Consider the following 25,461-nt stretch of genomic DNA (forward strand, 5'->3'; position numbering starts at 1 on the left):
ATCAACCTCCGGACAATGGCTCTGTATCGGCACGTCACGCCGATTCTTCAGTCCATGAGGGTTTGATGCATATCAGTGTAAAACCACACGATTTGCATTAGGCTGGTCCAATACCGTGTCAAACCGACAACAGGAGTCAGCCGCATGGATATCAAACACCTTCTGGTAGTGATCGACCCTACCCGCGAACAGCAACAACCTGCGCTGGATCGCGCGGCTTCGCTGCTTGAACACTTTCCCGCTGCCCGTCTGACGCTGATGCTCTGCGACTACATCCCGGCCCTGGATGGAGGGATGCTGTTTGATACCGCGGGGCTGGAAAAGGCCCGAGCGTCACTGCTCCAACACCACCATGAATATCTCGAAAAACTGGCGGCGCCGCTGCGTGCCAAAGGCACCGAGGTGGCAGTGACTGCCGTTTGGGGCAAGCGTTCGGATCGCCATATCCTGCGCGAAGTAAGCACGTGCAAACCCGATCTCGTACTCAAGGCGACACGCCATCACAACGTACTCAAGCGCCTGCTGCTGACCACGGCCGACTGGCAACTGATCCGCCACTGCGAGATCCCGCTTTGGCTGGTCAAGCACGGCGACAAGCCGATCAACCGCCTGTGCGCCAGCGTTGATCCGCTGCACAGCGCCGACAAGCCGGCGGCGCTGGACCACAAGCTCATCGCCATTGCGACCAGTCTCGGCAAGACCATGGACGCGACGCTGGATCTGGTGCACTGCTATACACCTCTGCCGCGGACCATGGTGTTCGACGCCAGCGTCATTGCCGATTATGAAGGCTACGCGCGGGACGTGAAGCAGCACCACGCTACGGCGTTCAGCCAGCTGCTTGCCCGTTCGGCCTCCGAGAGCGCGCAATCCCACCTGCTTGAAGGCGACCCGGAAGAAGCCCTGCCCGACTTTCTGGAGAAGGAAAAGGTCGATCTGCTGATCATGGGTGCGGTATCGCGCTCACGATTGGACAGCGCCCTCATCGGTCACACCGCGGAACGCTTGCTGGACTCGGTGTCGTGCGACGTACTGGTAATCAAGCCGGACGGCTTCGTCGATCCAAGCAAGCCCTGAAACCGAGCCTCGGCAGCCGCCTCAGGCGCTGCCGACCTGCCCCGCAGCGCGGGCGAGAGCGGTAATCTCGCCCCAGCGCTGCTGCGCGACCAGCTCGGCCGGCGCAACCCAGCTGCCACCGACCGCCATCACATTTGGCAGTGCCAGATACTCGGCCAGATTGGCCTGCGAGACGCCCCCCGTCGGACAGAAGCGAACATCCCTGAACGGCCCGGCAAATGCCCTGAGCAAGCCAACCCCGCCGAGAATCTGGGCGGGAAAAAGCTTGAAGCGGCGATAGCCGAGCCGATAGCCACTCATCAACTCGGAGGCGGTGGCAATGCCCGGCAACAGCGGTACTGCTGCTTCCAGCCCGCATTGCAGCAGCTCGTCAGTACAACCGGGCGTCACCACAAACTGCGCGCCGGCCGCCAGCACTGCCTCAAACTGCGCTGCGGCCAGCACCGTCCCCGCGCCGACCGTCAAGGCAGGACGCTGCGAACGCAGCAGCGCAATGGCGTCAATACCCAAGGCGGTCCGCAGGGTAATTTCCAGCGTGGTGATCCCCCCTTCCGCCAGGGCGTCGGCCAGCGGCAGCACATCCTCCAGCCGCTCGATATTCAGCAGCGGCAGCAGCGGTGAGCGACTGAACAAGGAGTCCAGCATTTGCGTTTTTTCAGACAGGTGCGTCATCGGGCTGACCATCTTCCGGGCAGTAGTAAATATCCATGGGTGCCTGCACAAAGGCACTGATTGGCCAGCGCGCTGGCTGATCGGCTTCAATAGCCGTGCACAGCGTCCGCAACTTGGTATCGCCACTGATCGCCAGCAATCGAAATCGCGCGGAGTGTAACGCACGCCCGGTGAGGGTCAACCTCGGCGTACCATCGGCAGCCCGGCTTGCCACGCAACCAGCGTCGCAGTTGCCATCCAACCAGCCTGTCAGCCCCTCGGCATGCGGGAACAGCGAGGCCGTATGGCCGTCAACGCCCATGCCCAGAACCACCAGGTCCAGTGGCAACCAGTCAGCGAGCTGCCTGGCTACCTGAGCCGCATCCGCGGCCGGTGTCACGCCCCGATACAGCGGCAGCCACTGCAGCCGGGGGAAGATGGCAGCCAACCTTGAGCGCAGCAGCGCTGTATTACTTTGTGCATCGCTCTCGGGCACCCAGCGTTCATCAACCAGCGTCAGCCGAACACGCGACCAGTCAATCGCCTGACGCGCCAGCGCGTCGAGAAAGCGCACCGGACTGCGCCCACCGGACAACGCCAGCGAGGCCTGACCGCGCTCGGCCATGGTCGTGCTCAAGCGATCGGCAACGGCCACCGCAAGGTGTTCAGCCGCTTGCAAGGGCGAATCGAAGCGTTTCAGCCTCACGCCGCGCTGCTTGAGCCGGCTCTCGATGACGTCCATTACCCATCCGTCTCCCGCAGACTGGCGGTAAACACGCTGGCACCCTGATCCGCCGGGCTGGCTTCGGCCCGCATAAAGGCAAACAGCTCACGGCCCCAGCCACCACGGACACCATCCGGCGCAGTTGCGGCAGGACGAGCCTGCCAATCGGCAGCAGGCTCAATAAGCTCCAGCGTACCGGCATCGGCATCCAGGCACAGCACGTCGCCCTCGCGCAGGTGCCCGATCGGCCCACCATGCAACGCTTCGGGGCACAGGTGAATTGCCGCCGGCACCTTGCCGGAGGCACCGGACAGTCGCCCGTCGGTTACCAGCGCGACCCGCTGCCCGCGATCCTGCAAGACGCCCAGATACGGCATAAGACGGTGCAGCTCCGGCATGCCGTTGGCGGCCGGGCCCTGAAAGCGCACAACAACAACCACATCGCCGACCAGCTCACCGGCCTCGAAGGCACGAACAAACTCCGTCTGACTGTCAAACACCCTGCACGCGGCCGTGACCCGACGGTGTTCGGCTGCCACCGCCGACACCTTGACCACGCCACGGCCAAGCCCGCCAGCGATCACCCTCAGGCCGCCATCGGGCGCAAAGGGCTGCTCCGTACCGCGCAGTACCTGATCATCAAGACTTGCGCCGATGCCATCGCGCCAGCTCAGCTCGCCGTCATCGAGCACCGGCTCAAGGGCATAACGCTCAAGGCCCGGACCCGCGACCGTCTGCACATCCGCATGCAGCAGGCCGGCGTCCAGCAGCTGGCGAAACACGAAGGCGGTACCGCCGGCAGCCTGAAACTGGTTGATATCGGCCTTGCCACTCGGGTAGATATGCGCCAGCGTCGGCACTGCCCGGGACAGCTCGGCCATGTCATCCCAGTCAAGCTGCAGCCCTGCTGCCTGACCGATGGCAACCAGATGCAGCGTCAGGTTGGTCGAGCCCCCCGTTGCCAGCAACATCACCACGGCATTGATCAAGGCCCGCTCATCAAGCACATCGGCCAGCCGTACCCGACCATCCCGCGCCAGCCGCACCGCAGCAGCGGCCGCTTCACTGGTCAGAGCGTCACGCAGCGCACTGTCCGGCGCGACGAAGGAAGCCCCCGGCAACTGCAGCCCCATCGCCTCCAGCAGCATCTGATTGGTATTTGCAGTGCCGTAGAAGGTGCAGGTGCCCGGGCTGTGGTAGGAAGCGCTCTCGGCCGCAAGCAGGGCCTGCCTGTCAACCTTGCCCTCGGCATAGAGCTGGCGCACCCGGGCCTTCTCGCTGTTCGGCAGGCCGCTGGGCATGGGACCGGAGGGAACGAACACCGTCGGCAAGTGGCCAAACCGCAGTGCGCCCATCAACAGGCCGGGCACGATCTTGTCGCAAATACCGAGGCACAGTGTGGCATTGAACATGTTGTGGGACAGGGCAATGGCGGTCGACATGGCAATCACATCACGACTGGCCAACGACAGCTCCATGCCCGGCTCGCCCTGGGTCACCCCGTCACACATTGCCGGCACACCGCCGGCGACCTGCCCGGTGGCGCCCAGACGGCGCAGATACTGGCGCAGCAACGCGGGATAACGCTCGTATGGCTGGTGCGCCGAGAGCATGTCGTTATAGGCCGTGACGATACCGACATTGACCTCGTCCGGCAGCGCCAGCCGCTGCTTGTCCTGAGCGCTGCAGGCAGCCATGCCATGCGCCAGATTGCCACAGGAAAGACCCTGCCGCGGAGCCGGCGCAGCGTTTATCAACGACAGATAAGCCGCTCTGGAACGGGCACTGCGTTCGCGCAATCGTTCGGTTACCTCGCCCAGCACTGGGTGCATTCCACCTCTCCCGACCCGATGGTCACAAACCTACCCGCCAGCCGACATTATGGTCTATTGTAGGGCCTCCCCCAACCCTCCCGTACAAGGACCCCTGCATGACGCTGCGTCGCACCAAAATCGTCGCCACGCTCGGACCGGCAAGCAACAGTCCGGAAAAGATTGCCGAGCTGATCAAGGCCGGAATGAACGTCGCCCGCCTGAACTTCTCCCATGGCAGTGCTGATGAACACCGAGAGCGTGCAAGACTGGTGCGCGAAATCGCCGAACAGCAAGGCAAGCACGTCGCCCTGCTGGGTGACCTGCAGGGTCCGAAGATCCGCATCGGGCGATTCGCCGACGGCCCGATCAAACTGGAGGTGGGCGATCATTTTCGGCTGTCGACCAACCACCCTCTCGACGGTGGAACTCAGGATATCGTGGGCCTGGATTACCCGGATCTGGTCAAGGATTGCCGCGCTGGCGACGAGTTGCTGCTGGACGATGGTCGCGTAGTACTGCTGGTCGAAAGCGTCGGTCGCGACGAGGTACGCTGCAAGGTAACCACCGGCGGTCCGCTGTCGAACAACAAGGGTATCAACCGCCGTGGTGGCGGCCTGTCTGCCCCGGCCCTGACCGACAAGGACCGCGCCGACATCAACCTCGCCGCCGAGCTGCAGATGGAATATGTAGCCGTCTCCTTTCCGCGCGACGCCGCCGACATGGATCTGGCCCGCAAACTGCTGCGCGACGCCGAATCGGACGCCTGGCTGGTGGCCAAGATCGAGCGCGCCGAAGCGGTTGCCGACGATGTAGCGCTCGACGGGCTGATCCAGGCCAGCGACGCCGTCATGGTAGCCCGGGGTGATCTGGGCGTAGAGATCGGCGATGCTGAACTGGTCGGCATCCAGAAGCACATCATCAGCCGTGCCCGCAAACAGAACAAAACGGTGATCACCGCGACCCAGATGATGGAGTCGATGATTTCCAGCCCGCTGCCAACCCGTGCCGAGGTGTCGGATGTTGCCAACGCCGCGCTGGATTACACCGACGCCGTGATGCTGTCAGCCGAAACCGCCGCCGGCAGCTACCCGGTTGAAGCCGTTGAAGCCATGGACCGCGTATGCCGCGGTGCAGAGAAACAGCCGGTCAGCAAGCGCTCCGGCCATCGTCTGTACCAGGAGTTCGAGCGCTGCGATGAAACCATCGCACTGGCCGCCATGTACGCGGGTAACCACTTCCCCGGCGTCACGGCGATCATCACCCTGACCGAAAGCGGCTACACCCCGCTGATCATGTCGCGTATCCGCTCTCACCTGCCGATCTTCGCGCTGTCGCCGAACAGCCAGACACTGGGCCGGGTATCCCTGATGCGCGGGGTGCAGGCGATCCGCTTCAACCCGGCTGAAATGGCGCCCAGCGATATCAATCAGACCGCGGTGACCCGCCTGCTGGAGGCCGGCCACGTAAAACCGGGCGACTGGGTGATCCTGACCAAAGGCGATGTCTACAACTCCCGCGGCGGTACCAACTCGATGAAGCTGCTGCATGTCGGCGAGCGGCTGGTTTGACAACCGGAGCGTAGCCACAAAGAGGGCTGCCTGAACTGACGGGACGAGCGGAGCTTTCCCTCGCGACTCATCACTGCATACTGCGCTGTTGTTGTGCCAGTCTTTCGCCTTTACGGCGAGCCAAAGGGGGCCGCTTGCCCGCCCCCCTTGGCGATCCCCCCGGGCACCCGGCTACGCGGCCCTTCGGGTTCGCTGCGTTGCTCGGTTTGGCAGGGGCCGGCAGAACTCGGCTCTTCGAGCCTCAAACAGGCTGCCGTCCTTTTTCCTGCCAATCCTGTGCTAATCGCCCGCGTAAACGGGACGAACCCCGGTGCACACTCGATCATTGGAGCATTAGGTAACTGCGTTGCCAAAGCCCTTGTCGCGGAGCGTAAAACTGCCGCCAAGACCCACAAAAAAGGCCTCGCAAGCCAGGCCTTTTCGACTACCACCGGATCTTACTTGATCTCGACCGCCAGACTTTCGGCAATCTTCTTCTGCCAGATCTGCGGGCCGGTGATGTGCGCGGATTCGCCGGTGCTGTCGACCGCAACGGTAACCGGCATATCCTGCACCTCGAACTCGTAGATCGCTTCCATACCCAGTTCGGGGAAGGCGATCACATCGGCTTTCTTGATCGCCTGGGCGACCAGATACGCCGCGCCACCGACCGCCATCAGATAGACCGCCTTGTGATCCTTGATCGCTTCAATGGCAATCGGGCCGCGTTCGGACTTGCCGATCATGCCCAGCAGGCCGGTCGCCTCGAGGATCTGACGGGTGAACTTGTCCATGCGCGTGGCGGTGGTCGGGCCAGCCGGTCCAACCACCTCGTCACGCACCGGATCAACCGGGCCAACGTAGTAGATAAAGCGGCCTTTCAGATCAACCGGCAGCTCTTCGCCCTTGTTCAGCATGTCGACCATGCGCTTGTGCGCAGCGTCGCGGCCGGTCAGCATCTTGCCGGACAGCAGCACGGTTTCACCGCTCTTCCAGCTCAGCACGTCTTCCGGGGTCACGGTGTCGAGGTTGACGCGGCGCACGCCGTCGCCCACTTCCCAGGTGATTTCCGGGTAGGCATCCATCGGCGGCGCTTTCAGCTCGGCCGGGCCACTGCCGTCGAGCACGAAGTGCGCGTGACGGGTTGCGGCGCAGTTGGGGATCATGCAGACCGGCAAGCTGGCCGCATGGGTCGGATAATCCTTGATCTTGATGTCCAGCACGGTGGTCAGACCGCCCAGACCCTGCGCACCGATACCCAGCGCATTGACCTTGTCCATGATTTCCAGACGCAGCTCTTCGGCGCGATTCTGCGGGCCACGGGCACGCAGCTCATGGATGTCGATCGGGTCCATCAGGGCTTCCTTGGCCATCACGGCAGCCTTCTCGGCGGTACCGCCGATACCAATACCGAGCATGCCCGGCGGGCACCAGCCAGCGCCCATGGTCGGGACAGTCTTGATCACCCAGTCAACGATCGAGTCGGACGGGTTGAGCATGACCATCTTGGACTTGTTCTCGGAGCCGCCTCCCTTGGCCGCGACATCCACTTCAACCTTGTCGCCGGGGACGATCTGGTAGTGGATGACCGCCGGGGTGTTGTCCTTGGTGTTGGTGCGCTTACCGGCCGGATCGGCCAGGATGGAGGCACGCAGAACGTTGTCCGGGTTGTTGTAGGCGCGGCGCACGCCCTCGTTGATCATGTCGTCCAGGCTCATGGTAGCGCCGTCCCAGCTGACGTTCATGCCAACCTTGACGAACACGGTAACGATACCGGTGTCCTGACAGATCGGGCGATGGCCGGTGGCACACATGCGCGAGTTGATCAGAATCTGGGCCATGGCGTCCTTGGCCGCCTTGGACTCTTCACGCTCGTAGGCTTCGTGTACCGCCTGAATGAAGTCGACGGGATGATAATAGGAAATATACTGCAGAGCGTCGGCTACGCTCTGGATCAGATCGTCTTGCTTGATAACGGCCATGCTCGGACAGGCTCCTCTGTTTGACCGCCGGACCTCGGACGGCGCCGGGTCGGGCTCACGGAATCAGGCAGGCACCGACAGGGAGGCCGGCAGGCCTGAAAAAATGCGCTGGCAAGTATACCTGAGCTTGGGAAGCGCGGAACAACCTCTTGCGCCACCCCTGACAACCGGGGCGACAGGAACGGCGAGCCCAGCGAGTGGAAAGCCGTCACAGTTAAGGCAGGAAATAGCGAAAAGAACTTGCAAAACAGCCGTCAATCGATAAATTGACGTCATAATGCCATCATACAAAAACGGGGCACCGGACGTGGTCGATCTGCAGGATGCACAGAACGCCAAGTTCCAGACGCTGAGACTGCAGCGCTTTTACCTGGCTCAACTCAATTACCTGATTACCTACGTGGTGATCTGCGTGGCTTGGGTATCGGGACAATATCAGGGATCGGTCTGGCTGATGCTCAGCCACATCGGGCTCGGCGTAAGCACACAGCTGGTCTTTCTCGCCCTGTTTCGCAGCAACTGGAATCTGCGCCTGCAGGATCCAAGCATGACCAACGCGCAAATAGCAGTGGCAATTCTGCTGATCACTTATCTGCTTGCCTTTGCCGGACCACTGCGCGGCAGCCTGATCATGATTTACGCCAACATCATGGTATTTGGCATATTCCAGCTGTCGCGCCGGGACTTCCTGATCCACTCGGGGCTGGCGCTGGCCTGCTTCGGCGCGCTGATCACCATCGAACACTACTATCAGACCGATACCCGGCAGTTCACCCTCAATCTGGTGGAGTGGTTCATCCTCGCCTGCTTTCTGGTCGGCCTGAGCATGACAGCCAGCTACATTCGCGAGCTGCGCGAGCGCCTGCAGCAACGCCACAACACCCTGCAGGCCCACCAGGAAACCCTGCGCGGCATGATGGGGCAACTGCAGAATCTGGCCACAACGGACCCGCTTACCGGGCTGGCCAACCGCCGGCACTTCATCCAGGAAGCACGGCGGCGTATGACGCTGATGCGTCCGACCCAGCAGATGGGCATTGCGCTGATCGACCTGGATCACTTCAAGCGCATCAACGACCTGTACGGACACGCGGCGGGTGATCAGGTACTGCAGGGCTTTGCCGAACTGGCCCGCACCACCCTGCGAGACGACGACCTGATTGCCCGCTTTGGCGGCGAGGAATTTGTTTTGCTGCTCGGCAACACCAGCATTGAAACACTGCACCAGTGCGTGGAGCGCCTGCGTCAGCGCTTTGCCGAAAAGACGTTTGATGTCCTGCCAGAGGGCGTGCACTGCACCTTCTCCGCCGGTCTCAGCCTGCTGCAACCCGAGGACGATCTGGAAGTCTGCCTGAACGACGCCGATCAGGCGCTGTATCTGGCGAAAAATAGCGGACGTAACCGCAGCGAATGGCACGACCCCAGTTATGCCTGAGATCCGAATCAGAGGCCGCTGTCTGAATGCTGCTGCGGGCAGCAATCTGCTCGATGTTTTGCGCCAGGCCGATCTGCCGGTCAACTGGTCATGTCGGGCCGGTCAATGCCACAGTTGCCTGATACAGAATCTCAACCGGGCTGACGTCAGCCCGGCCCAGCAGGGCCTCTCACCAGAGCAGCAGGCCAATGGCTGGCTGCTGGCCTGCCAGTGCCGGGTTGAGCAGGACCTTGATCTGCACCTGCATGACCCTGCCAGTGATAGTCTGCCGGCGACCATTGAACACCTGGAAACGCTACCGGGCCAGGTCATCCGGTTGCAATTGAAGCCGGCCCGGGCCATACGCTATCAGGCTGGCCAGCACCTGGTGATCTGGCTGAGTGCGGATCTGGCGCGAACCTTTTCACTTGCCAGCCTGCCCGGCGAGCCGCTGCTGGAGTTTCATCTGCAGGAGCGCGAGGGCAGCGCTTTCTGCCAAGCCCTGCGAACACTGCCGACAGGCGCCACCTGCTATCTCGGCGCTCCGAGCGGGCATCTCGGCTACGACCCGGAATGGCATAACCAGCCGCTGCTCCTGCTGGCATCCGGCACCGGTCTGGCTCCGCTGCAGGCGATTGCGCGCAACGCGCTTGCCGCTGGCCACAATGCACCGATACAGCTGAGGCACTGGCAACGCGCCGGAGCGCCCTGCTATCTGCAGGCCGAGCTTGAACACCTGGCCGCTCAGCACCCTCACTTGCACCTGCAACTGCGCTCACACAGCGAGCTGGAGGCGGATCTGCGCCAACTGAAGCCACCAGGACGCGGCACCCGGGCGCTGATCTGCGGGTCTCCCGCATTTGTCGAGCGGCTGCGCAAGCCGCTGTTCATGGCCGGGCTGTCAGGCCGCCAGGTTCTCGATGAGGCGTTTCTCAGCCGCAGCCGCTAAACAAAACCGTCGGCGTTTATAAGCCTGCATTCGTCAGACGCAGGGTTGTGGGTTGCCCGGGCAAAGCATGCGAACATGCCAGCCACCCCAAATACCCGAACGACATGTGGAGTAGACCGTGAGCGAACACCTGCTGATCGACCGCAGCGAGGGCGTATTAACCCTGACGCTGAACCGCGCCAACAAAAAAAATGCCCTGACCCGTGACATGTATGGCGTCATGGGCGAGGCCATCAACGCCGCGCAAGACGATGCCAGCATCCGCGCCGTCGTGATCCAGGGCAGTACCGAGTGTTTCACCAGCGGTAACGACGTTGCCGATTTCATCAAGAACGAACGCAGCGGCACCGACAGCCCGGTATACGTCTTCCTCAAGGCCATCTGCCACGCCAGCAAGCCGCTGATTGCTGCGGTCAATGGCCCGGCGGTCGGCATCGGCACCACCATGCTGCTCCACTGCGACCTGATCTACGCCGCCGAGAACGCGCGCCTGAAAATGCCATTCGTCAATCTAGGCCTGTGCCCGGAAGCTGGCTCGAGCTTCCTGCTGCCGCGCCTACTGGGTCACCCGCGTGCCGCCGAGTTGCTGCTGCTCGGTGAAGAAATCAGCGGCAGCCGCGCCGCCGAGATCGGACTGGTCAATCAGGCATTACCGGCCGGTGAAGCGGTTCTGCAGGCCGCCCGCAAGGCTGCACTGCGCATCGCCGAGCAACCGCCGGGATCGGTTCGCCTGACCAAACAACTGATCCGTGCCGGCATCAGCCGCACCGCCGATGAGGTCATGGAAACCGAAGGCCAGCACTTCGCCCAGTTGCTCGGTGGCGCCGAAGCGCGCGAAGCACTGACTGCCTTCATGGAGAAGCGCAAGCCGGTCTTCGCCTGACCCGCCCCGCCGCCGGCCCCCGCCGCGGGGCCGGTGCAGGCGGTTCAGCTAACGCGGGATGCCGAACAGCCACATCACCAATCGATTGATTTGCCCCCAGAAGCGAATCTTGAATCGGTGCCACAACGTCAACCGGCGCCAGCCGGCCAATGTCCAGAGATCGCTCTCGACAAAATCCTGCTCGAAACTCTCGGCAACCGCGTGTGCCAGATCAGGATCAACCGCCTGCTGATTGGCCTCGAGATTCCAGTGCAACGTCCAGTGATCGAAGTTGCATGAGCCGAGTGACACCCAGTCGTCCACCAGCGCTGTCTTGAGATGGGTAAAGCGCGGCTGGTATTCGTAGATACGCACACCGGCCTTGAGCAACCTCGTGTAGAAACGCTGACCGGCGTAGCGCACGGGCGGGTGGTCAATGGTCATACCGCACAGCAGCAAACGCACATCAACGCCGCGTTTGGCCGCCCGTGCCAGCGCTCTGCGAATCCGCCAGGAGGGCAGGAAATACGGTGTAGCCAGCCAAACCCGCTGCTCGGCTCGACGCAGCGCCGCCAACAGTGATACGACCACCTCCTTCTGCTCGCGCGCACCGATATAGGAGACACGGCCATGCCCGGTCCCGCCAGCGGGCACCGGCGGAATATGTACCCGACGCACGGCAGACAGCCCGCGCTTTTCACGTCGACCGCCCTGCTCCCAGATACGCTCGAACAGGTCGACCCAGTCCTCGACTACCGGCCCCTGCACTTCCAGCATTTGCTCGTGCCAGGGTGTTCTGCCTGTTTCCGGGTCAAGCTGACAAAAGGTATCGGTGATACCGGTGCCGCCGACAAAGGCTATGCGCCGGTCAATAATGAAGAGTTTTCGATGGTCACGATGGAACAGCCGATGGCCACTGAACAGACTGGGAGGATTATAAAACTGCAGCTCCACTCCCATCTGCTCCAGCTCAAGCCGCTCACGGCGGCTCAAACCGTCGGTGCCGATGGCATCGAGCAGGCAACGAACCTGCACGCCACGTCGACGCGCATGCTGCAGCGCCTCCAGCCATTGCCGGGTGCTGCGGCCAGAGTCCACCAGATACAGCTCAATGTCGATACGCTCGACCGCCTGATCGAGCGCAGAAAGAATGCGCGGGAAGAAGTTGTCGCCATCAATCAGCAATTCGAACCGATTGCCGGTTCGCCACTGGTACACCCGCGCAGTCATTTCACTCCCTGTCTTATGAGGGAATGCGGTAGTCCTCCTGCGTCAACAGATCGAGGCCGCATTCCAGGTTACTGATCCAGTCGAGGAACGCCGAAATGGTATCCGGGTCGGCAAACGGACGTCCATGCTGCGGCACGATCATCTTCGGCTTCAGTTGCCTGACCATGTTGGCCCACAGACGGCAGGCCTTGTTGCCCGCCATGTAACGCCGATGAAACCCCTCCATCGTGCTCTTGTGAGTCGCAAAGTCGGTCACAGGTTCCGCGTCATCGACCATCGATGCCCCCATATCACCGGAAAACAGAATGCCGCTGATCGGGTCATAAAAGTGCAAATTGCCGACCGAGTGCAGAAAATGCGCCGGCAACACCTTGAGCACCGTTTGCCCCAGCGGGACATCCATCCCGCGATCGGGCACGGCGATCATGCGTTCGGTGGTGGTCATGCCCGTGTGCTTGGTCAAAAAACCCGCACTCAGGTGCGGCAGAAAACGCGCCCACAGTTTCGAGCAGACCACCCGGCAGTTGGTATGCAGGAACCACTTGTCCAGCGATGCAATGATGTCCGGGTCCTGGTGCGAGGCAAACACATAGGTCAGCTCGCGCAACGGGATATAGCGGCTGACCGCCATCGACAACGGTGTGTAGGTGAGGTCACCGCCCGGATCGAGCAGTGCATGCTGATCATGATCAATGATCAGGAACTGGTTCGACTGCACGCCATCACCCGTCACCAGCTGATCGAAGCAGAGCACCTGGTGCGAACCATTGTCGAACAATACTCGGGGCGGACTCGCCATAGACAATCACCTTAACCTGCAGTGGAAAGAGAGTCTCAGGAGTGTATACGGCCAGAACCTGAGCGCCAGTGACCTGCATCAAGGGATAAAGACGTCACAGTAACGTCATCGCACCGTCACCAGCCTGACACTGCCACGCCATAGCCTCAGCCTGAACATCACTGAAGATGCCCGGACGGAGGTGTCCATGACAGATGCAGCCCTTGCCTTTGAAGAATCAGCCAACCGCTGTCTGACGGTCGAACTGGCCGCCACCCCGGACAGTCTGCGCGCCGCCCAAGCCCTGCGCTACCGCGTCTTCGGCGAAGAATGCGGAGCCCGTCTGCACGGCGCCGAGCAGGGACTCGATCAGGATCGTTACGATCTGCACTGCGAACACCTGATCGTCCGCGATCAGCGTACCGGAGAGGTAGTCGCGACTACCCGTATCCTCGACAGCGAGCGCGCCCGCAGTGCCGGCGGTTTCTACAGCGAAAGCGAGTTTCAGCTGGTTGGCCTGGGCGATTTGCGCGGCGACGTCATGGAAATCGGTCGTACCTGCGTGCACGCCGACTACCGCAACGGTGCAACCATTTCGGTTCTCTGGTCTGGCCTTGCCCAACTGATGAATGAGCGACGCTACAGCTATCTGATGGGGTGCGCCAGCATCGAAATGCATGACGGGGGCGTGCAGGCTCACGCGATCATGCAACGCCTGCGCAACCGCTACCTGTGCCGCGAGCATCTGAACGCGATTCCGCGCTTGCCGCTACCGGAGCGCAGCCTGCCCGATAACGTCACCGCCCAGCTGCCGCCGCTGCTGAAGGCCTACATGCGTCTGGGTGCCAAAATCTGCGGTGAACCCTGCTGGGATCCGGAGTTCAACTGCGCCGACGTCTTTATTCTGCTGCGCCGCGAACAGCTCTGCCCGCGCTACGCGCGCCACTTCAAGGCGAGCTGAGCATGCCTGGCCGCTCGGTAAGCACGCCCCGCCGGGTCATCCGCCTGATGGCAGTGATTGGCTGGATTGCCTGTGGGCTGCTGCTGGTCTGCTGGGTTCAGCTCATGCAACAGCTGCAACCCGCCAGGGTGGACCGTCAGCGCCAGAAGCTCACCCGCTGGTGGATGCGCAACCTGATCCGCATTCTGCCGTTGCAGATTCGCGTTACCGGCGCACCGGCTTCAGGCACCACCCTGTGGGTCAGCAATCATGTGTCATGGCTGGATATCGTGGTGCTCGGCGCACAGGCGCCGGTGCACTTTCTGTCCAAGGCGGAAGTACGCGACTGGCCGGTGATAGGCTGGCTGGCGGGCGCCGCCGGCACCTGTTTTATCCAGCGTGGTCAGGGTACGTCCAGCACCGTTCAGGAACAGTTGACCAGTGTGTTGGCAGCTCAGCGCAGCCTGGTGATTTTTGCAGAAGGCACCACTACCGCTGGCGACAGGGTGCGCACCTTCCATAGCCGCCTGCTGTCAGCCGCCATCGAGGCGCAGGTGCCGACCCAGCCGGTGGCTCTTGCCTACCGCTACGCGGGTGAACGCGACTCAATTGCTCCTTTCATCAACGACGATGAATTCTCGCAGCACCTGTGGCGCCTGCTTGGGTCGAAGGATATAGAGGTCGAAGTTCGGTTCTTGCCGATACTCGACAGCAGCCGACTGAACCGTAACCAGCTGGCGCGCAGTGCACACGCCTCGGTCTGTCAGGCGTTGGGGCTGGAGGACGGCAGGGTCGAGGACGAAACAGCCGAGGTCAAGGCGGCAGCCTGACCCTCGGCGTAGCGCTGCAGCTCGGGCATGAATGCGAGAAAGTCGGCCTCAAAGGCCTCATAGGCCGTTTCCAGCTCAGCCACCCCGCCCGGCAACGGGTTCTCGCGCCGTAGCCGCCGCGCCATGTTGTCTACCGCCCGGTGCAGGTGGGTCAGCTCGGCATAGCTGCTCAACCAGTCCTGCTCGCTCATGTAGTGCACCACCGTCCAGGCCCGCTCAGGCATCCATTCGCGCTGCGCCAGAAGCTGCCGATAGACATCCCGGGTGAAGTCGTCGAGCTGCCGGTCCGCAAAGCGCGACCAGTGCCGCGCCAGCAAATGATCGTAGAACATGTCGACCAGAATCCCGGCGAAACGTCGACGCCGGCTGCTGACTCTGGCCTTGCTTTGCAGCACCAGCGGATGGGCGTCGGTAAAGCTGTCGATCCGCCGGTGCAGAACAATACCCTCGCGCACCGGTTCCGGCAGTTCGAGCCGGTGGACCGGTCCTTTTACAAAGTCGCCCAGCATGCTGCCCAGCGCCTGTTCCGGCGACTGCGAGCCCAGCAGCAAGTGCGCGAGGAAATTCATCAGTTGCCTTCCACCTGCGCGTGCAGTGCGGCGACCTGCGTCTGCAACGTCGTCAGACTGCGATTGGTCTGCAGCCTGAAACTGTCGATTGCCTGCAGCGCCTGATCATTGGCGGCCAGGCGTCGATCCAGCTCCGCTCGCATCGCCAGCACCGCCTGTTCCACCGCCTCGTCGTTGCCCTTGTTCTGCAGTGCGGTCAACCCTTGCTTGAGTTCATCCAGCTGCTCGGCCTGCTGACCCAGTTGCAGTTGAACCACCGATAAGGTCCCGAGCTGGGTTTGCATCTGTTCCAGCGCCTGGTTAGCCTCGGCAAAGCGCTGTTGCAGTAGTGCCAGACTGTCGGACCGCTCCTTGCCCTGCTCCTGCAACGCCGCGGAGCTGGCCTGCAGCGCCGTAATCGCCGCCTGCTGGGTCGTGGCCCGCTCTGAGCTGCGCTGGTCGGCCTGCTGCAGTGATGCCAATTGCTGCCTGTGCTCACCCTGCTCCTTGCGTACCGCCTGCAGCATGTCCTCAATACGAACCAGCTGCGCCTTGCGATCCTGCTCGGCAGCACCGAGGGAGTCCTCGGTCGCCGACACCTTGCCGGTGATGTCCTGAATGCGCCCTGAGGCTTCTTCACTGATGCGGGCAAAACTGTTCTGGGTTGCAACCAGTTGCTGACTCAGCTGGCTTTGCTGCTGATGGGTCCAGTAGCCCAAGCCCAGCAATGCGAGAAAGAGCGCGCCACACAATGCCCAGAGCGGCCCGCTGCCAGCCGCCGCGACCGGTGCCGACGGCTCTGCTCGCAACCCGTCCACATGCGGCGGCAGTCCTCCCCGGCCATCCGACCGACTGTCACGAGTAGCACTGATGCTCGGCAGTTCACCCAACTCCGGTTCCTTCATCTCAACCTCTCAGCAATCAAACTCTCGGCAATCAAACCCTGAAACCCCTGCGCCAGAGCAGTGCAAGGATGCACCAGCAGGCCGCACCACAGACCGCAAAACAGAGCCGATCGCTGCCGTGGCGATGCTTTGACCTGCGTCAAACGGCTGCTATCCGCGACCCAACGCATATTGGTACGTATTCTGCTTGCGGAAATTCGACTTGGCTATAACACCTTTTATCGCCAATCACCTAAGGGGGTATGAGCATGATTGCCGAAGCACAGTTCAACCGCGCCACCCTGGATTGCATGACAGCACTGCGCCGACAGCTCAAACGCACTCTGGGCGTAACCATCCGCCTGGGCGATCCGGACGCCGTCGAGAGCATGATCGGATTAAGCCGGGACAGCAGCTCGGCCGAGATTCGCGAACTCGGCACCCGCCTGGCGGACATGATCAGGCCGGGACAGGATGATCAGGCGCAATCGCCACTGGCACAGGGCGCAATTGCGTCCCGTCAATTCCAGCATCGACAGGAAAACAGAGCCCGCCTGGAGGCCGAGTCGGAGCACGCTGAGGCGCCGAGCGGCAGCGTTCGTATTTATCGCGGGCAGGTCATTCGCAGCTGACGCCAACCGGGCCCGCGCTGGCGCGCGCCGACTCAAGTCATTACTCTGAGAGCTCCTTTTCAGACAGGAGCACGCGCATGCAGCAATGGATGATCTACGGCGCCAACGGCTACACCGGCCAACTGCTGGCCAGAGCCGCTGCGCAACGTGGCCTGCGCCCCATACTGGCCGGACGCAATCGCCAGACCATCAGTGCGTTGGCAAATGAACTGAATCTGCCCTTCCGCTGCTTCGATCTCAATCGTCCGCAGCAGATCTGTGAAGGCCTGCAGGACATTCAGGTCGTACTGCATTGTGCCGGCCCGTTTTCCGCTACCAGTGGCCCGATGATCGACGCTTGTCTGGCGGCTGGCTGTCATTACCTCGACATTACCGGCGAAATCGATGTGTTCGTCGCCGCCCAGCAGCGCCAGGCCGACGCAGAGCAGGCGGGCATTGTCCTCTGCCCCGGCGTCGGGTTCGATGTCATCCCGACCGACTGCATCGCCGCCAGGCTGAAACTCGCACTGCATGATGCAGACCGCCTGGCTCTGGGTTTTGACACCCACAGCTCGCTGTCGCCCGGCACTGCCAGAACCTCGGTGGAAGGGCTGAAATACGGCGGCCGGGTCCGCAAGGATGATCGCATTCAAACCGTTCCGTTGGCGTATCAAAGCCGTGAAATCGATTTTGGCAACGGGACAAAACATGCGGTCACCATTCCCTGGGGTGATATTGCCACCGCCTGGTTCACCACCGGCATAGACGATATCGAAGTGTTTATCCCGATGGCGCCGAGCGCCGCCGCCCGTCTGCGCCGCCTGGACCGGTTCCGTGCGCTGCTTGGCCTGGCACCGGTACAGGCACTGCTGAAATATCTGGTTGGTCGTCGCATCCAGGGGCCCGATCATCAGCAGCGCGAAGCCGCTCGCTGTTATGTCTGGGGCGAAGCGCAAAACCGCGCCGGTAAAAAGGTAGTTGCCCGCATCGAAACGGCCAACGCCTATGATGTGACAGTCGAGGGAGCCCTTTACGCAGTTGGTTTTCTGCTGGAAAACCAGCCGGCTCCGGGCTACTACACACCGTCCCGGCTGCTGGGTCCGGAGTGTATCGAGAACCTGCCTGGTTCCGGCCCAATGCACATCGAGTAGCCCGGCTAGGGTGATACGCCGGGCGCCAGCAAGGCCGGCGCCCGGCGGGCCAACTCTGCGGTCAGCCCTTCAAGCAGCTGCCCGCCGCTTCGCCAGTAATGCCAGTAGAGCGGCACAGGCTGCGACCAGCCCGGCGATAGCTCCTGCAACCGCCCCGCACGCAGCGCATCGCCAATCTGCAGTGCAGGCACCATACCCCAACCAATACCCGCCTCAAGCATACGGACAAAGCCCTCGGACGAAGGACACAGGTGATACTCAAACTCACCATCAACACCCAACTGCCTGACAAACCGATGTTGCAACTGATCATCCGGGCCGAACACCACAGCGGGAACACTGCGCACGTCGGTCTGTGAGAGCCCATCGGGGAAGTGGCGCCGAATAAAACCTGGGCTCGCTACCGCCAGATAATGCATCTCGCCCAACAGCAAGCTGCGGGCACCGGCAACCGGCTGCTCAACCGCGCACAGACAGGCAGCCACCTCGCCACTGCGCATTCGTCTTAGCCCTACGTCCTGATCCTCCAGCTGCTGGTCCAGCAGCACCCTCTCGCGCTCGCACCAGGGTGCAACCGCGCCAGCCCACCAGGTCGCGAGGCTGTCCGCATTCAGGGCCACTCTCAGCCGGGTGCGGCCGGCGTCGCTGGAGATCTGCGGCAGGTCATGGCGCAGATCGCGCTCCAGCAGCCTGACCTGCTGGACATGGTTAAGCAACCGCTGACCCGCTGCGGTTGCCTGGGGCGGATTTGCACGGACCAGCACCGGAGCGCCCAAGCGTGCCTCCAGCAGCTTGATGCGCTGCGAGATCGCCGATTGGGATAGCCCCAACACACCGGCTGCCCGTTCGAAGCCGCCCTGCTCTACCACCGCGGCCAATGCGGCCAGAAGCTTGTAATCCAGCATGATCATCTTTCCTAATGTGACATCAGCATTATTGTTTTTTCTAATAACGCAATCTACTGCACACTGGCGCCGTTATCAGCCGGAGCCCCAAAATGCCCACCCTGTTCTACAGTTACTTCAGCGGAATGATCGCTGCCGCCGGCCTGATCATGGCCATCGGCGCACAGAATGCCTTTGTCCTTGCCCAGGGCCTGCGCCGGGAACATCACGTCAGCGTCGCGCTGATCTGCATGACCTGCGATGCCATCCTGATTCTCGCCGGCACCTTCGGCCTTGCCGCGCTGCTGCAGGCCCATCCGCTGGCAATGGAGATCACTCGCTGGGGCGGCGTGGCCTTCCTGACCGTCTACGCCCTGCAAGCGTTGTTGCGCGCACTGACCCCACGGGGTCTGGAAGCGATGGGCGCACCCTCGCGATCACGTCGTGCCGTGCTGCTCTCAACCCTGGCGGTCACTCTGCTCAATCCCCATGTCTATCTTGACACCATGGTGCTGATTGGCAGCCTGGCGGCACAGCACAGCCTCCCCCTGGTTTTCGCCCTCGGCGCGGCCAGCGCATCCATCTTGTGGTTCACCCTGCTGGCACTGGGCTCGGCCCGCCTGGCTCCGGTACTTCACCGACCGATTACCTGGCGCTGCATCGACCTCGCAGTTGCTGCAATGATGCTGGCTATCGCCTGGTCACTGGCAAAACCCGCGCTGCAGACCCTCTGGGAGGGCTAAACCCACATGGAAGGTGCGTGGATAGCGGCACATTCAGGTGCTATGATCGGGGCTTCCCGATCGCAAGACGGGCAGCGCCCGGCGGAGCAAGCAGCAGCTACCGGCAAGAAGGCGCAGACAACTCGCCACAGGCTGCCAGCCAGCCCTGGCCGAATGTCGAGACGGACGACGTGATCGTTCCCGGAACGTGATACCTGACGATGGAGATAAACCATGGCTTTTGAATTACCCGCACTCCCTTACGAAAAGAATGCACTGGAACCGCACATCTCTGCCGAGACTCTGGACTACCACCATGGCAAGCATCACAACACCTACGTTGTGAACCTGAACAACATGGTTCCGGGCACCGAGTACGAAGGCAAGAGCCTGGAAGAGATCATCAAGACTTCCAGCGGCGGCGTCTTCAACAACGCAGCGCAGATCTGGAACCACACCTTCTACTGGAACTGCCTGAGCCCGAACGGCGGCGGCGAGCCGACAGGCGAACTGGCCGAAGCCATCAACAAGGCGTTCGGCTCTTTCGCAGCATTCAAGGAAGAGTTCAGCAAGGTATCTATCGGCACCTTCGGTTCCGGCTGGGGCTGGCTGGTCAAGAAGGCTGACGGCTCCCTGGCACTGGCCAGCACCATCGGCGCGGGCTGCCCGCTGACCAGCGGCGACACCCCGCTGCTGACCTGCGACGTCTGGGAACACGCTTACTACATCGATTACCGCAATGCACGTCCGAAGTACGTCGAAGCGTTCTGGAACCTGGTCAACTGGGACTTCGTAGCGAAAAACTACGCTGCCTGATCCTGACTGATTCTGCGTCACCACAACACCCTGCTCCGGCAGGGTGTTGTGCTTTCAGGCATCGGTAACATGATCGCACTTTGACCTCTCCCAAAGGATTGTCGATACTCAGGCGTAGGTTCGCTTAACAATGTACCTATGGGAGTCTTGCGCTGCTGCGGGCAATGCCTGCATGATGACTTAACCGCGCAATTCATCAGGAAAGGAATAACAATACCTTGAAGCTCGAGCGCCGGCACAGTCTCTCTATAAAGCTGCTTCGCCTTGTATTGCTCTGGGCGTTGCTGGTCGGCTTGATTTTGAGCCTGGGGCAGATTGCGTTTGACCTTCGCAAGGAACGTCAGCAGATCGATCAGACTGCCGAGCAGATCCTCGCCATGTCCCAGGACCCTGCAACCCAGGCGGTCTACAGCCTGGACCGGGAAATGGCACTGCAGGTCATAGGTGGCCTGTTCGAACACCCCGCCGTACGCTTTGCCTCCATTGGCCATCCGGACGAAGCCCAGCTGGCCAGCCGCGAGCGTCCACTGATTGAAAGTCCACTACGCAGCGTTACAGACTGGCTATTCGGCGTCGAGCAGCATTACAGCGTTGCTCTGTTTGGCCGAGAACCCTACAACGAGTATTACGGCGATCTGAGAATCGTCCTGGACACCGCGCCCTACGGCGAAGATTTCCTGCAAAGCTCCCTCGTCATCCTTGTATCCGGCATACTGCGAGCGGTGGCGATGGCGCTGGCACTCTACCTGCTTTATCACTTTCTGCTGACCAAACCACTGGCGGGCATCATTGATCGGATCAGTGACATTAACCCCGACTATCCGGGCAAGATGCATATTCCGATGCTGCCAGGCCAGGAAAGGAACGAACTCGGCCTGTGGATCAACAAGGCCAACGAACTGCTGGAATCCATCGAACGCAACAGCAATCGCCGACGCGAAGCCGAAGCGAACCTGCTGCACATGGCCCAGCATGACCACCTGACCGGCCTGCCCAATCGCAGCATGCTGCAGGAGCAGCTCAGCCGTATCCTCGGCGACGCCGGCAGGCGCCAACGGGGGGTTGCCGTACTGTGCTGCGGGCTGGACGACTTCAAGGAAATCAACGAGCAGTTCAGCTACCAGTCCGGCGATAGCCTGCTGGTCACCGTTGCCGACCGCCTGCGCGCCAACAGCGGACGGCTCGGCAGCCTGGCACGACTGGGAGGCGACCAGTTCGCCCTGGTTCAAACCGGTGTCAGTGAGCCATACGAGGCAGCCGAGCTGGCGCAAACCATCCTCGACGACCTTGGTCGACCGTTCGAGATCGGTGACCACACCGTCAGCCTGCGAGCGACAATCGGCATCACCCTGTTCCCGGACGACGGCGATAATGCAGAGAAGCTGCTGCAGAAGGCCGAACAGACAATGATGCTGGCCAAGGCGCGCTCGCGGAATCGCTACCAGTTCTACATCGCCAGCCTCGACAGCGAAATGCGCGTACGCCGGGAACTCGACAAGGAGCTGCGCGGAGCGCTGGAGCGCAACGAATTCCACCTCGTCTACCAACCGCAGATAGCCTTTGATGATCACCGCGTGGTTGGCGTGGAGGCCCTTGTGCGCTGGCACCACCCCGAGCGCGGACTGGTACCACCGGATCTGTTCATACCGCTGGCCGAGCAGAACGGCAGCATCATTGAAATCGGTGAATGGGTGCTGGACCAGTCCTGTCGCCAGCTGCGTATCTGGCACGACAGCGGCATGACCGAGCTGCGCATGGCGGTCAACCTGTCTACCGTGCAACTGCACCACAGCGAACTCTCCCGCGTAGTGACCAACCTGATCCAGCGCTACAAGCTGCCACCCCGCTGCCTTGAGATGGAAGTCACCGAAACCGGCCTGATGGAAGATATTTCAGCCGCCGCGGGTCATCTCAACAGCCTGAAAAAGGCCGGCGTGCAGATTGCAATCGACGATTTTGGTACCGGCTACTCCTCGCTCAGTTACCTGCGCGGCCTGCCGCTGGACAAGATCAAGATCGACCGCAGCTTCGTTCAGGATGTCCTGATTGACGAAGACGACGCAACCATCGTTCGCGCCATCATCCAGCTTGGTCGCAGCCTTAATATGCAGGTCATTGCCGAAGGCGTCGAGTCGGCAGAGCAGGAGGCCTACATCATCGCTCAGGGATGCAATGAGGGTCAGGGCTACTACTACAGCCGCCCACTGTCCGCCACCGCGTTTACCGATTGGCTGCACGCTTACGAGGGCGCCAGCAACAAGGCGCGTCGATCCGAGCTGAGCTGATCGTCAGGCGATCCAGAACCAGCACGCCAGTGGTGCAGTGATAACCAACCCGATCAGACTCCAGAGTGAGCGGCGACGCAGGCGACGACTCAGGTCCTGCTCATGGTGATCCGAGAGAATAAACGGCAGCCCGCGCCGCTTCGGCTTGCCCAGCGCGTGTACCAGCGGACGCTGCCCTTCCACTCGGGCGAGCCGCTCTGATTCAACATCAGCCGCCTGCCTGACCCGATCCCACTCCGTCATGTCCAGCTGGCCGTCAGCGTCACGGTCAAAGCGGGCCAGCAGATCGTCATAGTCCGCCTTCCAGCGACTGATTACCTGGCGCGCCGCCGCCTGGCGATCGAATTCGTCGCGCCCACCTCCACGACTCTCGAACCAGCCGAGTGCGTAAAGCACCTCACCTTCCGCGAACCACTCTTCGGTATAGCGGTAGCGTTTACCGATCAGGCTGGCCAGCAGGCCGGTCTTGACCGATTGGCCAGCAGGCCAACGCTGAGAGCCCTCCCAGCGCCGCCGGTGACGCGGATGAACTTCCGCGCCCTTGGGCATGACCCAGCAGCTCCCGGTATCGTCGCAAAGCAGGAAGGGCCGTTCGGAGCAGCCCTGCTCGACCGTCTGCCAATTGTCATTCTTACCACTGCGGCGGTACTCCTCGACACGAAAGCGGTACCAGAGACAATCAACACCCCCGAGCGGTGAAACCAGCAGTGAGTGACCTCCCGCATCGAGCCGCCCCTGAAGCTCAACCAGCCCCTGGGCGGCCGAGCGCACCTTCGATGTCGGGGTGTCTTCGAGCCAGCGAGCACGACGCAGACGACTGAGCATGACATACAGACAGACAAGCGCCGCCGCCGTGATAAGCGAACCAAAAAGATAATAATTGACCGGCGACAGCAGCAGTACGCCGTGCACATCAATCATGAAAACAGGGTCCGGATATCCACATCGGCCTTCTCTTCATCACTGAACTGCAGCAATGTGGCCGGTTTGAACGCGAACAGCCGCGCCAGCAGCACCTCGGGAAACTGCTCGATGCGCACGTTGTTGATATTTACCGCCGCGTTGTACAGTTCGCGGCGATCGGCAATCCCGTTCTCCAGCCCGGTAATACGCTCCTGCAGATGCTGGAACGACTCGCTGGCCTTCAGATCGGGATAATTCTCGGCCAGCGCGAACAGCTGCCCCAGTCCCGCCCGCAGCGCCGTTTCTGCCCGTCCGACGCCCTTCACATCCGACTCTGCGCGCGCAGAGGCAACCGCACCCCGCGCAGCGATGACCCGCTCAAGCGTTTGCGCCTCATGCTGCATGTAGCGCCGGCAGGCTTCAACCAGCTTGGGCAGCTCATCATGCCGCTGACGCAGCAGAACATCGATATTGGACCACGCCTGGCTGACCGCATGCTTTACGCTCACCAACTGATTGTAGAGCATGATCGCGTAGAGCAGCACAACGCCCAGCACTACCAACACAATGACCGTTGTCAGTTCCATTCCCTGCTCTCCTGTTCCACTCATCTGATTTGACGGTCGAGCGCCCCACCCGGCCGAATACTGGCGTTACGGCCACGCGCTCGTGCAGACCCCCGACGGATCCGAATAACTCACTATAAAGAGATTAAAAAAAAGCCGCCATGCGCGAACGCAGGCGGCTTTCAGAACAACGATTGGCAGGCCGCACCCTCTACTGAAACAGCGACTCGCCGGTCAGCCCGTGCTGTTCGAGAATGTCGCGCAGGCGTTTGAGCGCTTCGACCTGAATCTGTCTTACCCGCTCGCGGGTAAGGCCGATTTCGCGGCCGACCTCTTCCAGAGTACTGCTTTCATGGCCACGCAGACCGAAGCGCCGCGTAACCACTTCGCACTGCTTTTCCGTCAACTCTCCCAGCCACTGGTCAATACTGGCGTTCAGGTCATCATCCTGCAGCAAGTCGCACGGATCGGAGCCCTGTTCATCGGTCAGGGTGTCGAGCAGTGTCTTGTCCGAATCGGGGCCCAGTGACATGTCGACCGAGGCAACCCGCTCGTTGAGTCCAAGCATGCGCTTGACGTCTTCGACCGGCTTGTCCAGCAACTGGGCTATTTCTTCCGGAGAGGGCTCGTGATCGAGCTTCTGGGTCAGCTCGCGGGCCGCACGCAGATAGATATTCAGTTCCTTGACGACATGAATCGGCAGACGAATGGTACGTGTCTGATTCATGATCGCCCGCTCAATGGTCTGACGAATCCACCAGGTCGCGTAGGTTGAAAAGCGGAAGCCGCGCTCCGGGTCGAACTTTTCCACCGCCCGGATCAGGCCCAGATTGCCCTCTTCGATCAGATCCAGCAGGGTCAGCCCACGGTTGACGTAGCGCCGGGCAATCTTCACAACCAACCGCAGGTTGCTTTCGATCATGCGCTTTCGTCCGGCAGGGTCGCCCTTTTGCGCCAGGCGCGCAAAATGTACTTCCTCTTCGGGCGTCAGCAGGGGGGAAAAACCGATCTCGTTGAGATACAACTGGGTCGCATCCAGTTGCTTGGTGAAGTCAAACGCGTTTTCGCGGCGATGATTGCGCGGCGTAACCCGCTTGCTGTCTACGGACACAGGCATTTCGTTCCCCTCCCCATCATCCATGATGACGCTGTCTGGCGACGCGTTGTCCAACGATCTGACCAGCTCTGGCTGTTTCTTATTTTTTACTGCCATATGCGTGCCCCACTTCCGGTAAAACGCGGAAAAGACACAACCCACCGAATCACACCCCAAGATGGGCAGTGCTTCCTTCT

24 protein-coding genes are annotated in these 25,461 nt (G+C 61.7%); 12 read left to right on the forward strand and 12 right to left on the reverse strand.

Features of this window, described 5'->3' with window-relative positions; translation table 11 throughout:
• The first annotated feature begins 144 nt into the window (after window positions 1–144).
• Window positions 145–1,077 (forward strand): universal stress protein, encoded by a 933-nt coding sequence (locus AC13EY_RS10780; RefSeq protein ID WP_482876459.1) that lies wholly within the window; start codon window positions 145–147, stop codon window positions 1,075–1,077.
• A 21-nt stretch (window positions 1,078–1,098) separates the two neighbouring features.
• On the opposite strand, the gene AC13EY_RS10785 is transcribed toward AC13EY_RS10780, so the two are convergent.
• From AC13EY_RS10785 to edd, 3 genes are read right to left on the reverse strand one after another with little or no spacing between them, the layout of a single operon-like run.
• Window positions 1,099–1,749 carry a bifunctional 4-hydroxy-2-oxoglutarate aldolase/2-dehydro-3-deoxy-phosphogluconate aldolase gene (locus tag AC13EY_RS10785; protein ID WP_228247298.1) on the reverse strand — a complete coding sequence of 217 codons (651 nt, stop codon included), beginning with the start codon at window positions 1,747–1,749 and terminating at the stop codon, window positions 1,099–1,101.
• Window positions 1,733–2,470, reverse strand: coding sequence for a 6-phosphogluconolactonase (gene pgl / locus AC13EY_RS10790; RefSeq protein ID WP_228247297.1), 738 nt, complete (start codon window positions 2,468–2,470; stop codon window positions 1,733–1,735). Before pgl ends, AC13EY_RS10785 begins: the two co-directional genes overlap by 17 nt.
• A complete protein-coding gene (edd, locus tag AC13EY_RS10795; protein ID WP_228247296.1) occupies window positions 2,470–4,284 on the reverse strand; it encodes a phosphogluconate dehydratase in 1,815 nt (604 codons plus the stop codon). The genes pgl and edd overlap by 1 nt, the downstream gene beginning before the upstream one ends.
• 98 nt (window positions 4,285–4,382) lie before the next feature.
• Between edd and pyk the strand changes: the two genes are divergently transcribed.
• The gene (gene pyk / locus AC13EY_RS10800) at window positions 4,383–5,834 is read left to right on the forward strand and encodes a pyruvate kinase (protein WP_088273628.1); all 1,452 of its coding nucleotides are present in this window, start codon (window positions 4,383–4,385) and stop codon (window positions 5,832–5,834) included.
• Between the two features lie 437 nt (window positions 5,835–6,271).
• Here pyk and AC13EY_RS10805 read toward each other — a convergent pair whose 3' ends face one another.
• A complete protein-coding gene (locus AC13EY_RS10805) occupies window positions 6,272–7,795 on the reverse strand; it encodes a fumarate hydratase (RefSeq protein WP_338212769.1) in 1,524 nt (507 codons plus the stop codon).
• Between the two features lie 277 nt (window positions 7,796–8,072).
• On the opposite strand from AC13EY_RS10805, the gene AC13EY_RS10810 reads away from it, so the two are divergent.
• From AC13EY_RS10810 to AC13EY_RS10820, 3 genes are all read left to right on the forward strand, one after another.
• Window positions 8,073–9,230, forward strand: coding sequence for a GGDEF domain-containing protein (locus tag AC13EY_RS10810; RefSeq protein ID WP_482876455.1), 1,158 nt, complete (start codon window positions 8,073–8,075; stop codon window positions 9,228–9,230).
• A complete protein-coding gene (locus AC13EY_RS10815; RefSeq protein ID WP_482876453.1) occupies window positions 9,223–10,158 on the forward strand; it encodes a 2Fe-2S iron-sulfur cluster-binding protein in 936 nt (311 codons plus the stop codon). Before AC13EY_RS10810 ends, AC13EY_RS10815 begins: the two co-directional genes overlap by 8 nt.
• A 118-nt stretch (window positions 10,159–10,276) precedes the next feature.
• A complete protein-coding gene (locus tag AC13EY_RS10820) occupies window positions 10,277–11,041 on the forward strand; it encodes an enoyl-CoA hydratase (RefSeq protein WP_482876452.1) in 765 nt (254 codons plus the stop codon).
• Window positions 11,042–11,089: 48 nt separating this feature from the next.
• Here AC13EY_RS10820 and AC13EY_RS10825 read toward each other — a convergent pair whose 3' ends face one another.
• Window positions 11,090–12,250, reverse strand: a complete 1,161-nt coding sequence (locus AC13EY_RS10825) for a phospholipase D-like domain-containing protein (protein ID WP_482876450.1) — start codon at window positions 12,248–12,250, stop codon at window positions 11,090–11,092.
• Window positions 12,251–12,263: 13 nt separating this feature from the next.
• Window positions 12,264–13,049 (reverse strand): oxygen-binding di-iron domain-containing protein, encoded by a 786-nt coding sequence (locus tag AC13EY_RS10830; protein ID WP_088273621.1) that lies wholly within the window; start codon window positions 13,047–13,049, stop codon window positions 12,264–12,266.
• Between the two features lie 187 nt (window positions 13,050–13,236).
• Between AC13EY_RS10830 and AC13EY_RS10835 the strand changes: the two genes are divergently transcribed.
• Window positions 13,237–13,989, forward strand: a complete 753-nt coding sequence (locus tag AC13EY_RS10835; protein ID WP_233048235.1) for a GNAT family N-acetyltransferase — start codon at window positions 13,237–13,239, stop codon at window positions 13,987–13,989.
• A 2-nt stretch (window positions 13,990–13,991) separates the two neighbouring features.
• Window positions 13,992–14,798 carry a lysophospholipid acyltransferase family protein gene (locus AC13EY_RS10840; protein ID WP_482876448.1) on the forward strand — a complete coding sequence of 269 codons (807 nt, stop codon included), beginning with the start codon at window positions 13,992–13,994 and terminating at the stop codon, window positions 14,796–14,798.
• Here AC13EY_RS10840 and AC13EY_RS10845 read toward each other — a convergent pair.
• Both AC13EY_RS10845 and AC13EY_RS10850 read right to left on the reverse strand, forming a co-directional pair.
• A complete protein-coding gene (locus tag AC13EY_RS10845) occupies window positions 14,732–15,367 on the reverse strand; it encodes an acyl carrier protein phosphodiesterase (RefSeq protein WP_482876446.1) in 636 nt (211 codons plus the stop codon). The two genes, AC13EY_RS10840 and AC13EY_RS10845, sit on opposite strands and share 67 nt — an antisense overlap.
• Window positions 15,367–16,251 (reverse strand): hypothetical protein, encoded by an 885-nt coding sequence (locus AC13EY_RS10850; RefSeq protein ID WP_482876444.1) that lies wholly within the window; start codon window positions 16,249–16,251, stop codon window positions 15,367–15,369. The genes AC13EY_RS10845 and AC13EY_RS10850 overlap by 1 nt, the downstream gene beginning before the upstream one ends.
• A gap of 248 nt (window positions 16,252–16,499) precedes the next feature.
• Here AC13EY_RS10850 and AC13EY_RS10855 point away from each other — a divergent pair, with 248 nt between their 5' ends.
• Window positions 16,500–16,862 carry a hypothetical protein gene (locus tag AC13EY_RS10855; protein WP_233048238.1) on the forward strand — a complete coding sequence of 121 codons (363 nt, stop codon included), beginning with the start codon at window positions 16,500–16,502 and terminating at the stop codon, window positions 16,860–16,862.
• A 77-nt stretch (window positions 16,863–16,939) separates the two neighbouring features.
• Entirely contained in the window at window positions 16,940–17,992 is a 1,053-nt protein-coding gene (locus AC13EY_RS10860) for a saccharopine dehydrogenase family protein (protein ID WP_233048239.1), read from the forward strand.
• A gap of 5 nt (window positions 17,993–17,997) precedes the next feature.
• On the opposite strand, the gene AC13EY_RS10865 is transcribed toward AC13EY_RS10860, so the two are convergent.
• On the reverse strand, window positions 17,998–18,897 hold the full coding sequence (locus AC13EY_RS10865) for a LysR family transcriptional regulator ArgP (RefSeq protein WP_233048240.1): 900 nt from the start codon (window positions 18,895–18,897) through the stop codon (window positions 17,998–18,000).
• A 101-nt stretch (window positions 18,898–18,998) separates the two neighbouring features.
• Between AC13EY_RS10865 and AC13EY_RS10870 the strand changes: the two genes are divergently transcribed.
• The 3 genes from AC13EY_RS10870 (at window position 18,999) to AC13EY_RS10880 (ending at window position 22,699) form a co-directional block, all read left to right on the forward strand.
• Complete coding sequence (locus AC13EY_RS10870; RefSeq protein WP_228247682.1) at window positions 18,999–19,619, forward strand: LysE/ArgO family amino acid transporter; 621 nt, start codon at window positions 18,999–19,001, stop codon at window positions 19,617–19,619.
• A 213-nt stretch (window positions 19,620–19,832) separates the two neighbouring features.
• Window positions 19,833–20,414 (forward strand): superoxide dismutase [Fe], encoded by a 582-nt coding sequence (sodB, locus tag AC13EY_RS10875; protein ID WP_088273613.1) that lies wholly within the window; start codon window positions 19,833–19,835, stop codon window positions 20,412–20,414.
• Window positions 20,415–20,632: 218 nt separating this feature from the next.
• Window positions 20,633–22,699 (forward strand): putative bifunctional diguanylate cyclase/phosphodiesterase, encoded by a 2,067-nt coding sequence (locus AC13EY_RS10880; RefSeq protein WP_482876442.1) that lies wholly within the window; start codon window positions 20,633–20,635, stop codon window positions 22,697–22,699.
• A gap of 3 nt (window positions 22,700–22,702) precedes the next feature.
• On the opposite strand, the gene AC13EY_RS10885 is transcribed toward AC13EY_RS10880, so the two are convergent.
• From AC13EY_RS10885 to rpoS, 3 genes are all read right to left on the reverse strand, one after another.
• On the reverse strand, window positions 22,703–23,620 hold the full coding sequence (locus AC13EY_RS10885; protein ID WP_233048241.1) for a GIDE domain-containing protein: 918 nt from the start codon (window positions 23,618–23,620) through the stop codon (window positions 22,703–22,705).
• Window positions 23,617–24,189 (reverse strand): LemA family protein, encoded by a 573-nt coding sequence (locus AC13EY_RS10890; RefSeq protein ID WP_228247675.1) that lies wholly within the window; start codon window positions 24,187–24,189, stop codon window positions 23,617–23,619. Before AC13EY_RS10890 ends, AC13EY_RS10885 begins: the two co-directional genes overlap by 4 nt.
• A 190-nt stretch (window positions 24,190–24,379) precedes the next feature.
• Window positions 24,380–25,309 carry an RNA polymerase sigma factor RpoS gene (gene rpoS, locus AC13EY_RS10895; protein WP_235005721.1) on the reverse strand — a complete coding sequence of 310 codons (930 nt, stop codon included), beginning with the start codon at window positions 25,307–25,309 and terminating at the stop codon, window positions 24,380–24,382.
• Between the last annotated feature and the right edge of the window lie 152 nt (window positions 25,310–25,461).

Source organism: Halopseudomonas sp. L-58 (assembly GCF_056859475.1).

Excerpts from the sequence above, each read along its gene's own strand:
- AC13EY_RS10780 (WP_482876459.1), top strand. The coding sequence starts at position 145 with ATGGATATCAAACACCTTCTGGTAGTGATCGACCCTACCCGCGAACAG.
- AC13EY_RS10785 (WP_228247298.1), bottom strand. The coding sequence starts at position 1,749 with ATGACGCACCTGTCTGAAAAAACGCAAATGCTGGACTCCTTGTTCAGT.
- pgl (WP_228247297.1), bottom strand. The coding sequence starts at position 2,470 with ATGGACGTCATCGAGAGCCGGCTCAAGCAGCGCGGCGTGAGGCTGAAA.
- edd (WP_228247296.1), bottom strand. The coding sequence starts at position 4,284 with ATGCACCCAGTGCTGGGCGAGGTAACCGAACGATTGCGCGAACGCAGT.
- pyk (WP_088273628.1), top strand. The coding sequence starts at position 4,383 with ATGACGCTGCGTCGCACCAAAATCGTCGCCACGCTCGGACCGGCAAGC.
- AC13EY_RS10805 (WP_338212769.1), bottom strand. The coding sequence starts at position 7,795 with ATGGCCGTTATCAAGCAAGACGATCTGATCCAGAGCGTAGCCGACGCT.
- AC13EY_RS10810 (WP_482876455.1), top strand. The coding sequence starts at position 8,073 with ATGCCATCATACAAAAACGGGGCACCGGACGTGGTCGATCTGCAGGAT.
- AC13EY_RS10815 (WP_482876453.1), top strand. The coding sequence starts at position 9,223 with ATGCCTGAGATCCGAATCAGAGGCCGCTGTCTGAATGCTGCTGCGGGC.
- AC13EY_RS10825 (WP_482876450.1), bottom strand. The coding sequence starts at position 12,250 with ATGACTGCGCGGGTGTACCAGTGGCGAACCGGCAATCGGTTCGAATTG.
- AC13EY_RS10830 (WP_088273621.1), bottom strand. The coding sequence starts at position 13,049 with ATGGCGAGTCCGCCCCGAGTATTGTTCGACAATGGTTCGCACCAGGTG.
- AC13EY_RS10835 (WP_233048235.1), top strand. The coding sequence starts at position 13,237 with ATGACAGATGCAGCCCTTGCCTTTGAAGAATCAGCCAACCGCTGTCTG.
- AC13EY_RS10840 (WP_482876448.1), top strand. The coding sequence starts at position 13,992 with ATGCCTGGCCGCTCGGTAAGCACGCCCCGCCGGGTCATCCGCCTGATG.
- AC13EY_RS10845 (WP_482876446.1), bottom strand. The coding sequence starts at position 15,367 with ATGAATTTCCTCGCGCACTTGCTGCTGGGCTCGCAGTCGCCGGAACAG.
- AC13EY_RS10850 (WP_482876444.1), bottom strand. The coding sequence starts at position 16,251 with ATGAAGGAACCGGAGTTGGGTGAACTGCCGAGCATCAGTGCTACTCGT.
- AC13EY_RS10855 (WP_233048238.1), top strand. The coding sequence starts at position 16,500 with ATGATTGCCGAAGCACAGTTCAACCGCGCCACCCTGGATTGCATGACA.
- AC13EY_RS10860 (WP_233048239.1), top strand. The coding sequence starts at position 16,940 with ATGCAGCAATGGATGATCTACGGCGCCAACGGCTACACCGGCCAACTG.
- AC13EY_RS10865 (WP_233048240.1), bottom strand. The coding sequence starts at position 18,897 with ATGCTGGATTACAAGCTTCTGGCCGCATTGGCCGCGGTGGTAGAGCAG.
- sodB (WP_088273613.1), top strand. The coding sequence starts at position 19,833 with ATGGCTTTTGAATTACCCGCACTCCCTTACGAAAAGAATGCACTGGAA.
- AC13EY_RS10885 (WP_233048241.1), bottom strand. The coding sequence starts at position 23,620 with ATGATTGATGTGCACGGCGTACTGCTGCTGTCGCCGGTCAATTATTAT.
- AC13EY_RS10890 (WP_228247675.1), bottom strand. The coding sequence starts at position 24,189 with ATGGAACTGACAACGGTCATTGTGTTGGTAGTGCTGGGCGTTGTGCTG.
- rpoS (WP_235005721.1), bottom strand. The coding sequence starts at position 25,309 with ATGGATGATGGGGAGGGGAACGAAATGCCTGTGTCCGTAGACAGCAAG.